Below are 13,568 nucleotides of genomic sequence, written 5' to 3' on the forward strand. Positions count from 1 at the left end.
ACCAGGATCATGCCGGGGCCGCCGCGCGCTTGCGCGCGAAGCTGGCGATCGAGGCCAGCGCCGCCGGCGTCATGCCCTGGATGCGGGCCGCCGCACCCATCGAGTCCGGCCGGGCGCTCGCCAGCTTCTCGCGAATTTCCGCCGACAGACCGCCGATATCCTCGAACCGGATGCCCGCCAGGCCGACGCCCTCCTCCCGCCGAACCAGCCGCAGTTCGGCCTGCTGGCGGTGCAGATAGCCGGCATAGCGGGCATCGGTGCGGAGTTGTTCGGCGGCCCGCGCGGGCAGCGCGGCAAGCCACGGAAACGCCGCGCACAGCAGCGGCCAGGCGACCTCGTCGTTGCCGGCCAGGTCCAGCACGGTGCGGCTGCGCCCATCCAGCGACACCGCCAGACCGACCCGATCCAACGCCGCCGCCGCCAGGGTCTCGCTGCCAGCGCGCTGCACTGCCTGGTTCAGCGCGGCCTGGTGCGCGCCGAAGGCTCGGCCCCGCGCGCTGCCGACACAGCCCCAGGCGACGCCCTTCGCGGTCAATCGCAGATCGGCGTTATCGGCCCGCAGACTGAGCCGGAACTCGGCGCGCGAAGTAAACATCCGATACGGTTCGGCGACCCCTTGGGTGGTCAGGTCGTCCACCATGACGCCAAGGTAGCCCTCGGTGCGATCAACCCAAACGGAGGCCTGCCCATCGGCGCCGCGAGCCGCGTTGACCCCCGCCAGCAGGCCCTGCGCGGCGGCCTCCTCATACCCGGTGGTGCCGTTGATCTGACCCGCCAGGAACACCCCCGGCAGCGACCGCAGCTGCAGCCCCCGGGTCAGCGCGCGCGGATCGACGTAGTCGTACTCCACGGCATAGCCGGGCCGCAGCATCCGCGCCCGCCCCAGACCCGGGATGGTGGCCAGAATCGCCGCCTGCACCTCCTGCGGCAGGCTGGTCGAAATCCCGTTCGGATACACCGTGACATCGTCCAGGCCCTCGGGCTCCAGGAAGATGTTGTGCCGGTCCTTGTCGGCGAAGCGAACGACCTTGTCCTCGATCGAGGGGCAGTAGCGCGGCCCGCGTCCGGCAAGCTGGCCGGAATAGACCGCCGAACGGTGCAAATTGTCGCGAATCACCGCGTGGGTTTCCGCCGTGGTGTGGGTCAGCCGGCACTCGATCTGGCGATTGAGCAGGTGCGCGGTCATCGTGCTGAACGGCTGCGGGTGGTCGTCGCCGGGGTCGGCCGCCAGGCCGTCCCAGTCGATGCTGCGCCGATCCAGCCTGGGCGGCGTTCCGGTCTTCAGCCGACCCAGCGGCAAGCCCAGGCGCAGCAGGGTCTGGGCCAGCCCGGCCGACGGCGGCTCGCCCATGCGCCCGGCCGCGGTCTGGCTGGCCCCGATATGGATGACGCCGCGCAGGAAGGTGCCGGTGGTCAGCACCACGCTGGCGCAGCCGATCCGCTGGCCGGCCTCGGCGATCACCGCCGCGACCCGCCCGTCGCGGCCGATCTCCAGGTCCATTGCGGCGCCGGCGCGCAACGTCAGGTTCGGCGTTTCCCGCAGCAACCGGCGCACGGCACGGCGGTATAGCGTTCGGTCTGCCTGCGCCCGGGGGCCGCGCACCGCCGGTCCCTTGCTGCGGTTCAGCAGCTTGAAGTGGATGCCGGCGGCATCCGCGGCGCGGCCCATCACTCCGTCCAGCGCATCGATCTCGCGCACCAGATGGCCCTTGCCGATGCCGCCGATCGAGGGATTGCACGACATTTCCCCGATGGTGTGGAGCGCATGCGTCAGCAGCAGCGTGCGCGCGCCCACCCGGGCCGCCGCCGCCGCCGCCTCACAGCCGGCGTGGCCGCCGCCCACCACGATGACATCGAACCGCTCGCTCATGGCCCCTGTGCTCATGGCGCCCGTTGTGCCACGGAACCATGCCGTCCCGCCATGGCCCCGCGCCCATCCTTCCGCGGCCCTGCCTCTTTCATTGCACGCGTGACAGGCCCATAATCGTTCCGAAGCCGCGCGACACAACGCGCGAACCGGGGGGAGTCGGGCCATGGCCGACGGAACGATCGACACCAGAACCGCGCGGATTTCGGCCGAAGAGGCGCTGCGCATGCATGCCAGCGGCCGGCCCGGCAAGCTGGAAATCCGCATCAGCAAGCCAATCGCCACCGCGCGCGATCTGTCCTTGGCCTATTCACCGGGCGTCGCCGAACCGTGCCTGCACATCGCCCGCGACCCGGCGCTGGCCTACGATTACACCACCAAGGGCAACATGGTCGCGGTGATCTCCAACGGCACCGCAGTGCTGGGCCTGGGCAATCTTGGCGCGGTGGCGTCAAAGCCGGTGATGGAGGGTAAGGTCGCGCTGTTCAAGCGCTTTGCCGACGTCGATGGTATCGATCTCGAGGTTGGCACCGAGGACGTCGACGAATTCGTCAACGCGGTGCGTTTCCTGGGCCCCGGATTCGGCGGCATCAACCTGGAAGACATCAAGGCGCCGGAATGCTTCGTGATCGAGCAGCGGCTGCGCGAACTGATGGACATTCCGGTGTTCCACGACGACCAGCACGGCACCGCGATCGTCGCCGTGGCCGGGTTGATCAACGCCTGCCACCTGACCGATCGGTCGCTGCGGGAAACCAGGCTGGTGGTCAACGGCGCCGGCGCCGCCGCGATCGCCTGCGTCGAGTTGCTGAAAGCGATGGGCATGCGGCCGGACAACGTGATCCTGTGCGACACCAAGGGCGTGGTCTATCGCGGCCGCACCGCCGGCATGAACCAGTGGAAGTCGGCCCACGCCGCCGAAACCAGCGCCCGCACGCTGGCCCAGGCGATGGAGGGCACCGACGTGTTCTTCGGCCTGTCGGTGAAGGGCGCGCTGACCCAGCCGATGGTCGCCTCGATGGCCGACAAGCCGATCATCTTCGCCATGGCCAATCCCGACCCCGAGATCACCCCAGAGGAAGCCCGAGCCGCCAGCCCGCACGCGATCATCGCCACCGGACGCAGCGACTATCCCAACCAGGTCAACAACGTGTTGGGCTTTCCCTATATCTTCCGCGGCGCGCTCGACGTGCGCGCCAGCACGATCAACGACGCGATGAAGATCGCCGCCGCCGAGGCACTGGCCAAACTCGCCCGCGAGGACGTGCCCGACGAGGTTCACTCGGCCTCGGCCGGGCGCCGGCTGGGCTTCGGGCCGGAGTATATCATCCCCAACGCGTTCGACCCCCGCCTGATCGCGCGGGTGCCGCCCGCGGTGGCCAAGGCGACGATCGATTCCGGCGTGGCGCGCAAGCCGCTGGAAGACCTGCGGCGCTACGCCCGCAGCCTGTCCGGGCGGCTCGACCCGACCGCCGACGCGCTGGACGCGACGATGGAGATGGTGCGCGAGAACCCGCGCCGCGTGGTGTTCGCCGAGGGTGAGGAGCAGAAGGTGGTGCGCGCCGCCGTGGCGTTCCGCAACGCCGGCTACGGCCAACCCGTGCTGATCGGGCGCGAGGATCGGGTCAAAGCCACGCTGGCCGGCCTGGGGCTTGGCGACATCGAGGGCATCGAGATCCACAACGCGCGGCTGTCCAGCGCCAACAGCAAATACGTGGACTTCCTGTATCGCCGGCTGCAGCGGCAGGGCTATCTGCAGCGCGACATCCAGCGCATGGTCAACCAGGATCGCAACGTGTTCGCCGCCTGCATGGTGGCGACCGGCGACGCCGACGCCATGGTCACCGGCCTGACCCGTTCGGCATCGGTCTGCCTGCACGATATCCGCCATGCGATCGGCCCGGCCAAGGGCGCCATTCCGTTTGGCCTGACCTTGCTGGTGGGTGCCCGCGGCAAGACTATCTTCCTGGCGGACACACTGGTCAACTTCCGGCCTGACGCGACGCAAATGGCCGACATCGTGGTCGGCGCGGCGGCGGCGGCGCGCCATCTGGGGCATGAGCCACGCGTGGCGCTGCTGTCATACTCGACGTTCGGCGACCCGCCGCATGACCGGGTCGTGCCGATGCGCGAAGCGGTCACCATCCTGGACCAGCGCGGAGTGGATTTCGAATACGATGGGGAAATGAGTCCGGACGTCGCGCTGGAGCCCGCGATCCGCGCGCTTTACCCGTTCTGCCGCTTGACCGGGGATGCCAATGTGCTGGTCATGCCCGGGCTGCATTCTGCCCACATCGCCGCGCGGTTGACCAATCATATCGGAACAGGATCGACAATCGGGCCGCTGCTGCTGGGCATGGAAAAGCCGGTGCAGATCGTGGCGATGGATGCATCATCCAGCCAGATCGTCGATCTGGCGTGCCTCGCGGCGTATCAGGCGGTCATGGCCTGATCACGCCGGTTGGTGAGCGGTTTCAACCGTTACCGACAGACACCGAACCCGCCGGTTCGAAGCTTGGCCGGGCCGCCCCGTCGATTCTCGCCCCGTCGGTCCTCGCCGCTTCGGTTCTTGCCCCGTCGGTTCTGGTTGGGTCCGTCCTCATCTGGTCCGTCCTCATCTGGTCAGGCCGCGCCTGGTCGGCCTTCGGCTGATCGGTGATCATTTCGATCCGCCCGGTGATCTGGCCGCCGTCCTCGACCTGCAGACGCCGGCAGCGCGCGGTGCCGAGCGCCTTGCCGCTGCTGCGCACCACCAGGCTGCCGCGCGCGGTCAGCGTGCCGTCGATGGTGCCGGCGATCTCGGCGTCCTCGACCTCGACCTCGCCCTTGAACATGCCACCCGGCGCGATCGCCAACTCGGTGGCATGGATCATCGTCGCCTCCACCGTGCCCTCGACGACAAGACGTTCGGCATCCTGCACCACGCCCTGCACGCTGATGCCGCGTCCCACCACCAGGGTTCGGCGTTCGGCCGCATCGCGCGCGCCGGGGCGCCCGGTCGGCGCGGCGGGTCGCGCCGTGGCGGCGGGCGTCGCGGGCGTGGCGGGGGCAGGTGTAAACGGCGGTCGGGACATGATTTGCGCATCCTCGGGCGGAGCGGGGCGGAAGGGAGGAACACCAAGACCACTATCTGGCGGCGGTCGCGGCGCGGTCATCAGCACGGCATCTGTTGCAATCGGGCCTTGCGGCCCGACCGGCAGTCCCGCCGGCAACGGGTCATCGATCCTTGCCGAAGCAGGTTCGTCGGGTTTGCGACGTTTGAACACGGCACCTTACCAAACTGGAGACGCAACCCTCGCTTCGTATCCGATCGCACGGAAGCGCCAGACCACGGAAACGCCAGACGCAGGGCGTCCGCGATTCGGCGCATGAATCGGATACTCAAACAAAAAGCGACGTATCGCGTATCATTGAAGCGCGATACCTAGCATGGTGTATGCGGCGCAAACAACAATCCAATGAGGGGTTGTGCGATAAAACCGGTAGCGAATCATTATCGGCCGGACGCCGCCGCCTCGGTCAGCACGATGTCCAGCACATGCACCATGGCCGCCACGCCAAGAATCGGGATCAACAGATTGACCAGCGGAACATAGGCCGCCAGCGCCAGAATCGCGCCCTGGCAAAGCACCACGCCGCGATTCTGCCGATACAGCGACTCGGCGGCTTCGCGGGGCATCCGTCGCATCGCCACCGCGACGAACAGCCCGCGCCCGATAGCGTAGGCGGTGACCATCCAACCCAGGATCAGGCCAATGCCGGGCAGCCCGATCGCCAGCACCAGGCCGACCAGCGTCAGCCCCAGCACCCGCAGCGCGACCGCGATGCCGTCCCAGGCCTGGGCCAACAGCGAGGCGCCGTTCGGCGGCGGTAGCCACGGATAGAATCGACGCTCGACCGAGGCCGCGATGCGGTCGAAATACAGCGTGCCGATCGCCGCCGCGACCGGCAAAAACAACCACAACGCCAGCAGCGAGGTGGCGATCGAACCCAGCGCGTCGGCGCCCCAGGCCCACCAGCCATGCAGCGCCAGCACGCGGTGGACGATCCCGATCGAGGCCGCCAGCAAGGCCACGAAACCCACCACCGACCAGGCGACGCTGAGCACCACCACGCCGCGGAACGTTGGGTCATCGAACTGGCTGACCGCGCGGCTGAACGGCAATAGCAGATGCGCGGAACCGAAACGCCGCATGCGGACTTCCAGACCCGGTGTGCCGGGCGACAACGCGCGCCATTGGCCGTGCGCATGTTGAACAGGTTGCGGCAAAAGCGCCGGCGCCTGGATAGGCGAGGCGACCTCGGTTTGGCAAACCCGCCGCCAGGCCTGCACCGCCGGCATGCCCCGCCGCCCAGGCTTGACTCGGCGCGACCCGGCGGCTGCCCTGGATGCGCGCCTTCAACCGCCTGCGGAGCCCCAAGGCATGACCTACGCCCCATCACCCCACTTCACCCAGAATTGGATCGTTTCGAAGCCGATGGCACGCGGCCGCCGCGGCATCGTCGTCTCCCAGGTGCGCAGCGCCGCCGAGGCCGGGGTGGCGATCCTGAACGCCGGCGGCAACGCGGTGGATGCCGCAGTGGCAACCGCGCTGGCCCTGGCGGCGGTGGAGCCCTGGAACTCCGGCCTCGGCGGCATCGGCTTCGCGCTGGTGCATCGCGCCGGGCAGCCGATGGCCGACGTGGTGGATTTCGGCCCCGTCGCGCCGCGACGGCTGGATCCGGCAGCCTTCCGGCTCACCGGGCGGGTCAAGCGCGACCTGTTCGCGTGGCCGGAAGTGCAGGACGACGCCAACATCCACGGCCCGCTCAGCTTCGCCATCCCGTCCTCGACCGCCGGCTACGAGAAAATGCACAGCACTTGGGGCAAGCTGCCGCTGGCCGAGGTGATCGCCCCGGCCATCGCCCTGGCCAGGCGCGGATTGCCGCAGGACTGGTACACCACCTTGAAGGTCGGCACGTCCGCATCAGTGCTGCGCCGCTACCCCGAAAGCGCCCGCATCTATCTGCCCGACGGCCTGCCGCCGGTGGCTCCCTATCAAGGCTCGCCGGGGTTTTTCCGGCTCGGCGCGCTGGCCGACACGCTGGCCCATCTCGGCCGTCACGGCCTGCGCGACCAGTACGAAGGCGATCTGGCCGGCGCGATCATCGCTGACGTCAAGGCGATGGGCGGATTGCTCGACGCCGACGACCTGCGGTCGTGCCAGGCGGTGCTGCGCCCGGCCACCCAGTTCCCCTGGCGCGACCACACGCTGCAACTCGCCGGCGGCCTGACCGCGGCGCCGACGATGATCCGCGTGCTTGAGCAAATGGCCACGGTCCCGGTCGGCGCCAAACCGGATGCCGCGTGGTTCGTGGCCTTCGCCCAGGCCATGAGGCAAGCCTACAAGGAACGCCTCGAAGGGTTGGGCGACGCCGATCCGCTAGCGGCGGACACCTGCACCACACATCTGACGACCTGCGATGCCGAGGGCACCATGGTGGCGATGACCACCACCCTGCTGTCGTCGATGGGAAGCCGGGTGGTGCTGCCCAAATCGGGCGTGCTGATGAACAACGGCGTCATGTGGTTCGATCCGCGCCCCGGTCAGCCGAATTCGATCGCCGGCGGCAAGCGGCCGCTGACCAACATGTCGCCGATCCTGCTGCGCGACGACGCCCGGCCGGTCCTGGCGGGGGGCGCATCGGGCGGCCGGCGGATCCTCGCCTCGGTCTGCCAGATGCTGGCGTTCCTCACCGATTTCGCCATGGATCCGCAACAAGCCGCGCATCACCCGCGCATCGATGTGTCCGATCCCGACGGGGTATCCGCAGACCGGCGGCTGGACCCCGAGGTGCTCGCCGCGCTGGCCGCCGATGCCCCTACCGAACTGGTCGAGCATGGCGTCATGCCGATCAATTTCGCCTGTCCGAACGTCATCGTGGTCGAACCCGATGGAACCCGTTGCGGGATCAGCGATGTCGCCTCGCCCTGGTCGGCGGCGCTCGCCCAGCGGTAACGATACGTATCCAAGATGATGGCGATTTTGCGGCAGAAATAACTTCACTTTCGTGCCAACATGCGGTGATATGCACGAAATCGTGAGGAGTCATCACGCATGTATCGCGCCGTCTGCGCCTCGGTCGCCATCGCCCTGGCGGCCTGGGCCCCCGCCGGACTGGCTTCCCCCGCACTGGCATCCCCCTCACCGGCCGGCGGCCCGGCGCTGCCGCAATCGCCAAGGCCGGCAGTGGTCTATCGGCAGTGGAACGACCTGATGCACCAGGCGATCAGCGGCGACGCCGCGGCGGCGACCGAGATCGGCCGGATGTACGCCGACGGCATCGACACGCCGCCCGACGCGGCGGAGGCGGCACGCTGGTTCGGCCGCGCCGCCGATCTCGGTTCGGACGCGGCGCGCCGGGAACTCGGACTGTTGCTGCTGCGGGGCAACGGCATCGAGAAGGACCCCGAACGCGCCGCGTCGCTGCTGCGCCAGGCGGCGGACGCGGGCGACGCCGAGGCCGAGGCCGCACTTGGCGTGGTCTATGCCTATGGCGACGGACTGCCGCAAGATTGGGCGCTGGCGGTGGAATGGTCGCGCCGCGCGGCCGAACAGGACAACCCGTGGGCACAGGCCAATCTCGGGCTGTTCCTGGAAACCGGCCGAACCGGGCCGGCGGCTCCGGCACAGGCCGCGGCTTGGTACCGAAGGGCGGCGGATCATGGCTTCGCCTTGGCCCAGGTCCGTCTCGGCCTGCTCTATGAACGGGGATTGGGCGTCGACCGCGATCCGGCCCGCGCCTTCACCCTGTACGTCTGGGCGGCCCAGCAGAACGACCCGATAGCGGAACGTCTGCTCGGTTTGGCGTTCGGCGACGGCATCGGCACGCCGCGCGATCCGCTCGAACAGGCCGCCTGGCTCAAGCGTTCGGCCGACCATGGCGATGCCGAATCGATGTACCTGCTGTCCGAAATCTACACCCAGGGCAGGGGAGTGGCCCGCGACCCTGGGCAGGCGCACGACTATCTGCTCGACGCCGCCGAACATGGCAACGCGCTGGCCGCGGCAAAGCTGGGAATCGAGACCGTCGCCACCAATCCGGCGGAGGCCGCGAAATGGCTACGCGGCTCGATCGACGCCGCCAGGAAAGACGCGCCGTTTCTGACCGAGGACCCCGCCACCTACCGCGGCCGCGAACTGGCGCTCGCGCGCTTCCATCTTGCGATGTTGCTGCTGCACGGATCCGGCCTCGCCAGGGACACCGCCGGGGCGGTCGCGCTGTTGCGCCACGCCGCGGATCATGGTTGCGGCCTCGCTACAAATCAACTGGCCGGGATGTATCATCGCGGCGACGGCGTAGCTCGCGATAACGTAACCGCAACAGAATTATATCGGACGGCGGCCGCGGCCGGCGTCGGATCGGCGGCGTTCGACCTGGCCGAAGGCTACGCGACCGGATGGGTCGGCGAGCGATCCAGCCAGGACGCGCTGGCCTGGTATCGCCGATCCGCGGCACTCGGCTTCCCGCCCGCCTGGTTCGCGCTTGGCCGTTCATACGACGAGGCAACCGGCGTGGCGCGCGACGCCAACGAGGCACTGACCTGGTATCAACTCGCCGGCAACAGCAACGTCACCGCCGCGCAGATGCGGCTTGGCGACATCGCCAGACACGGCGAACTGGGACAGCCGCGCAACGACCTGGTGGCGCTGCGCTGGTATCGGCTGGCCGCCGACCATGGTGAACCGCTGGCCGAGGAGAGGATCGGCGACCTCTACTGGCAGGGCTCCGCCGTCCTGCCGCGCCACCGCGCCGAGGCGGTGCGACATTACGCCATCGCCGCCAACCGCGGCATCGCCTCGGCCGAACGCAAGTTGGCCATCGCCTACGCCAACGGCGATGGCGCACCAGCCGACGATGCGCTGATGCTGCAGTGGGAACGCAAGGCAGCCGAGGCGGGGGACCCGGTGGCGGCCGGTATGCTGGGCTATGCCATCATGATCGGCCTCGACGGCAGCTACGATCTGGTGGAAGCAGCAACCTGGCTGACGCTCGCGGCGGAACACGCCAGCGGCAACCAATGGCGGGTCGAAGCGGTGGCCTATTCCAGGGACGCGCAGAGCAAATTGACCGCCGTGGAACGCCAGGCATTGCACGCCCGTCTGGCGCACTGGCGATCGGCGCTGGGCGATGAGTAGGCCGCTCGATCAGTCCGCCCGACGAGACCGCCACCCGACCATGCCGCCGCGCAGCACCGCTACTTTGGTAGCCCCGGCCCGCACCAGTTGCTCCGCCGCCGCGGCGGACCGCTTATCGGTATGACAAACCAGCACCAGCGGTCGTCGTTCGGCTAGCAGATCGGCGGTGCGCGCCGCGACATCGTTCAACGGGATGTTGCGCGCGGTCTCGATATGACCAAGCGGCCCGCTGAATTCCGCCGGTTCCCGCACGTCGATCAGCACCGGCGGGGACGCACTGTCGAGCAGCGCGGGCAGCGCGTCGGTTTCCACCCAGTCGAATGACGCCGCGGCGCCGCGGCCACGCAATCCGTCCAACAGCCCCATCCCGGGTTCCTTTCGTCGCGCCAATTTCGCCAAACATCACGTCGCGCGCTATGATCGCATTCGCCGACGCAGCCTGAAAGGGGTCGCCGCAATGGACTTCGCCTTCACCGAAGCGCAACAGCAAATCCGCGAACAGGTGCTGCGCGTGTGCGCCCGGTTCGACGACACCTACTGGCTGGAGCGCGACAACACCGCGACCTTCCCCGACGCCTTCTTCGACGCCATGGCCGCCGGCCAGTGGCTCGGCATCGCCATGCCCGAGGCCTATGGCGGCGCCGGCCTTGGCATCACCGAAGCGGCCATCCTGGCCCAGGCGGTCGCCGAATCCGGCGCCGCCATGAGCGGGGCCAGCACCATCCATATCAACATCTTCGGCCTCAACCCCGTCGTGGTGTTCGGCACCGAGGCGCAGAAGGCGCGCATGCTGCCGCCGCTGATCGAGGGCAAGGACAAATCCTGCTTCGGCGTGACCGAACCGAACGCCGGTCTCAACACCACCGAGATAACAACCCGGGCCGACCTGCACGGCGACCACTACCGCATCAACGGCACCAAGATCTGGACCTCCACCGCCCAGGTCGCCAACAAGATCCTGCTGCTGGCGCGCACCACGCCGCTGGATAAGGTGAAGCGCAAATCGCACGGCATGACACTGTTCTATACCGACCTCGACAAGACCCACGCCGAGGTGCGGCTGATCCACAAGATGGGCCGCCACGCGGTCGATTCGAACATGGTGTTCTTCGAGGACATGCGGGTCCCGGTCGAGGACCGCATCGGCGAGGAAGGTGAGGGATTCCGCGCCCTGCTGCACGGGCTCAACCCCGAACGCGTGCTGCTCGCCGCCGAGGCCGTCGGCATCGGTCGCGCCGCCCTCGCCAAGGCGACGCGCTATGCTCGGGAGCGCGTGGTGTTCAATCGCCCGATCGGGCAGAACCAGGGCATCCAGCACCCGCTGGCGAAGAACTGGGCGGAATTGGAAGCCGCCCATCTGCTGACCTTCAAGGCCGCCTGGCTGTACGACACCGGGCGCGAATGCGGCGCCGAGGCCAACGCCGCGAAATACCTGGCGGCCGAGGCCGGCTATCACGCCGCCGAACAGGCGGTGCTGACCCATGGCGGCATGGGTTACGCCCAGGAATATCACGTCGAACGCCTGTTCCGCGAAAGCATGCTGCCGCGCCTCGCCCCAGTCAGCCGCGAGCTGATCCTCAGCTACCTGGCCGAACGCGTGCTGGACCTGCCGAAGTCCTATTAATCCACCCCGACGACCGCCCCCAGCGCATCGCCGATCGGCCGCTTCAGCACCAGGTCGGCGACATCATCCAGCCCGGTCGGCTGCAGGTTGACGATCACCAGGGCCGATCGGTTGCGCTTCGCCAGTTCCGGGAATCCGGCTGCCGGATAGACAACCAGCGACGACCCGATGGCGATGAACAAATCCGCCCGCAGGGTTTCGTCCTCCGCCCGCCGCATCGCCTCGATCGGCATCGACTGGCCGAACGAGATGGTCGCCATCTTGACCCAGCCACCGCATGCGCAATGCGGCACGATCCGATCGCTTTCGAAATCGACCCGCAACGCCTCGATCTCGTAACGCGTGCCGCAGTCCAGGCAGTGCGCATAGGTGGTGTTGCCGTGCAGCTCGATCACCTTGTCATCGGGGATGCCGGAATCCTGGTGCAGCCCGTCGATATTCTGGGTGATCACCGCCGCCGCCCGGCCGCCGCGGATCAGTTCCGCCACCGCGCGGTGACCGCGATTGGGCGCCGCCTGGCGCAGCACCGTCTGCATCGCGAAGCGTCGGCGCCAGGTCTCCCGGCGGGCTTCGTCCGAGCCCATGAAATCGGCAAAATCGATCGGCGTCTGCTTGGTCCAGATGCCGCCCGGACTGCGGAAATCGGGAATACCGGACTCGGTGCTGATGCCGGCCCCGGTGAACAGCACGATCCGCTCCGCGGCGTCGATCAGGCCGGCAAGTTGTCGCAGTTCCTGGTCCATCGCAACGCCTCCTGCACCGCACCGACCTATCACATCGCCGCTCGCTCGACAGCCCGCCCCGGCTCGGTTACAGACCAATCAGGAGGCCGGCGGAATGCGCTTCGGGATCTGGGCACTGGTTCACGGCAGCCGCGGCGCCTTGCAGGATCCGGGAGAACCCTACGACGCGTCCTGGCAGCGCAACCTGGCCCTGATCCAACAGGCCGAGCGCCTGGGTTTCGACAGCACGCTGGTGGCGCAGCACACCATCAACCCCCATCACGCGCCGGACGATCAGCTCGAGGCCTGGACGTCGTCCGCCGCGCTGGCCGCGGTGACCAGCCGCATCGAGATCATAACCGCCATCAAACCCTATCTCTATCATCCGGTCGTGCTGGCCAAGATGGCGCTGCAGATCGAACACATCAGCCGCGGCCGCTTCGCGCTCAATCTGGTCAACGCCTGGAACATGCCGGAGCTGGAAAAGGCCGGCATCCCGTTCGCTCCGCACGACGAACGTTACGGCTACGGCCGGGAATGGATTGCGGTGGTCGAACCGCTGATGCGCGGCGAGACCGTCAACTTCCGCGGCCGCTATTTCAACGTCCATGACTACACCTTGCGTCCCGCCGATCCGTTCCGCGCGCGACCAAAAATTTATGTCGGCGGTGAATCGGAACCGGCCCGCGCCCTGGTCGCCGACCATGGCGATGTCTGGTTCATCAACGGTCAGCCGTTGGCCGATGTGCGCACCCTGATCGCCGATGTCAGCGCGCGCCCGCGCACCGGGCGGACGCTGCAATTCGGGCTGTCCGCCTTCGTCATCGCCCGCGACACCGAGGCCCGCGCGCAGGCCGCGCTGGTCCGCCTCGCCGACCTGGCGAAACTGGACGCGCCGATCCGCGAGCTGCAGCGCGCCAACACCGATCCTGCCTCGGTCATGGCACGGACCATGTCGAAGACCCCGCGGGTGGGCAGCAACGGTGGCACCGCCGCCGGCCTGGTCGGCAGCTACGATCAGGTCGCCCTACGCATCCGCCAATTCGCCGACGCCGGCATCGAATTGTTCATGTTGCAGTTCCAGCCGTTCGAAGCCGAGATGGAACGCTTTGCCGCCGAAATCATGCCCCGGGTGCGCCGGCTTTGAAACGGCGCGCTGAACCGGTAGTCTCTGG

10 protein-coding genes are annotated in these 13,568 nt (G+C 68.3%); 5 read left to right on the forward strand and 5 right to left on the reverse strand.

Annotation, left to right across the window (positions count from 1 at the left end):
- Positions 1–7 precede the first annotated feature (7 nt).
- A complete protein-coding gene (gene mnmG, locus ACQY4Y_RS13600) occupies positions 8–1,870 on the reverse strand; it encodes a tRNA uridine-5-carboxymethylaminomethyl(34) synthesis enzyme MnmG (RefSeq protein WP_428491149.1) in 1,863 nt (620 codons plus the stop codon).
- Positions 1,871–2,033: 163 nt separating this feature from the next.
- On the opposite strand from mnmG, the gene ACQY4Y_RS13605 reads away from it, so the two are divergent.
- Entirely contained in the window at positions 2,034–4,319 is a 2,286-nt protein-coding gene (locus tag ACQY4Y_RS13605) for an NADP-dependent malic enzyme (protein ID WP_428491150.1), read from the forward strand.
- A gap of 22 nt (positions 4,320–4,341) precedes the next feature.
- Here ACQY4Y_RS13605 and ACQY4Y_RS13610 read toward each other — a convergent pair whose 3' ends face one another.
- Positions 4,342–4,941, reverse strand: coding sequence for a bactofilin family protein (locus ACQY4Y_RS13610; protein ID WP_428491151.1), 600 nt, complete (start codon positions 4,939–4,941; stop codon positions 4,342–4,344).
- Between the two features lie 419 nt (positions 4,942–5,360).
- Complete coding sequence (locus ACQY4Y_RS13615) at positions 5,361–6,062, reverse strand: EI24 domain-containing protein (RefSeq protein WP_428491152.1); 702 nt, start codon at positions 6,060–6,062, stop codon at positions 5,361–5,363.
- A 229-nt stretch (positions 6,063–6,291) separates the two neighbouring features.
- On the opposite strand from ACQY4Y_RS13615, the gene ACQY4Y_RS13620 reads away from it, so the two are divergent.
- Both ACQY4Y_RS13620 and ACQY4Y_RS13625 read left to right on the forward strand, forming a co-directional pair.
- Positions 6,292–7,866 carry a gamma-glutamyltransferase gene (locus ACQY4Y_RS13620; protein WP_428491153.1) on the forward strand — a complete coding sequence of 525 codons (1,575 nt, stop codon included), beginning with the start codon at positions 6,292–6,294 and terminating at the stop codon, positions 7,864–7,866.
- 99 nt (positions 7,867–7,965) lie between these two features.
- The gene (locus ACQY4Y_RS13625) at positions 7,966–10,047 is read left to right on the forward strand and encodes a tetratricopeptide repeat protein (protein ID WP_428491154.1); all 2,082 of its coding nucleotides are present in this window, start codon (positions 7,966–7,968) and stop codon (positions 10,045–10,047) included.
- A gap of 9 nt (positions 10,048–10,056) precedes the next feature.
- On the opposite strand, the gene ACQY4Y_RS13630 is transcribed toward ACQY4Y_RS13625, so the two are convergent.
- The gene (locus ACQY4Y_RS13630) at positions 10,057–10,413 is read right to left on the reverse strand and encodes a rhodanese-like domain-containing protein (RefSeq protein WP_428491155.1); all 357 of its coding nucleotides are present in this window, start codon (positions 10,411–10,413) and stop codon (positions 10,057–10,059) included.
- A gap of 91 nt (positions 10,414–10,504) precedes the next feature.
- Between ACQY4Y_RS13630 and ACQY4Y_RS13635 the strand changes: the two genes are divergently transcribed.
- On the forward strand, positions 10,505–11,671 hold the full coding sequence (locus tag ACQY4Y_RS13635; RefSeq protein ID WP_428491156.1) for an acyl-CoA dehydrogenase family protein: 1,167 nt from the start codon (positions 10,505–10,507) through the stop codon (positions 11,669–11,671).
- On the opposite strand, the gene ACQY4Y_RS13640 is transcribed toward ACQY4Y_RS13635, so the two are convergent.
- Positions 11,668–12,414 carry an SIR2 family NAD-dependent protein deacylase gene (locus ACQY4Y_RS13640; protein WP_428491157.1) on the reverse strand — a complete coding sequence of 249 codons (747 nt, stop codon included), beginning with the start codon at positions 12,412–12,414 and terminating at the stop codon, positions 11,668–11,670. The genes ACQY4Y_RS13635 and ACQY4Y_RS13640 overlap by 4 nt on opposite strands.
- A 94-nt stretch (positions 12,415–12,508) precedes the next feature.
- Between ACQY4Y_RS13640 and ACQY4Y_RS13645 the strand changes: the two genes are divergently transcribed.
- Positions 12,509–13,540 carry an LLM class flavin-dependent oxidoreductase gene (locus tag ACQY4Y_RS13645; RefSeq protein WP_428491158.1) on the forward strand — a complete coding sequence of 344 codons (1,032 nt, stop codon included), beginning with the start codon at positions 12,509–12,511 and terminating at the stop codon, positions 13,538–13,540.
- Positions 13,541–13,568: the final 28 nt, after the last annotated feature.

Origin of the sequence: Rhodopila sp., assembly GCF_965277165.1 — a bacterium.
Classification (GTDB): domain Bacteria; phylum Pseudomonadota; class Alphaproteobacteria; order Acetobacterales; family Acetobacteraceae; genus Rhodopila.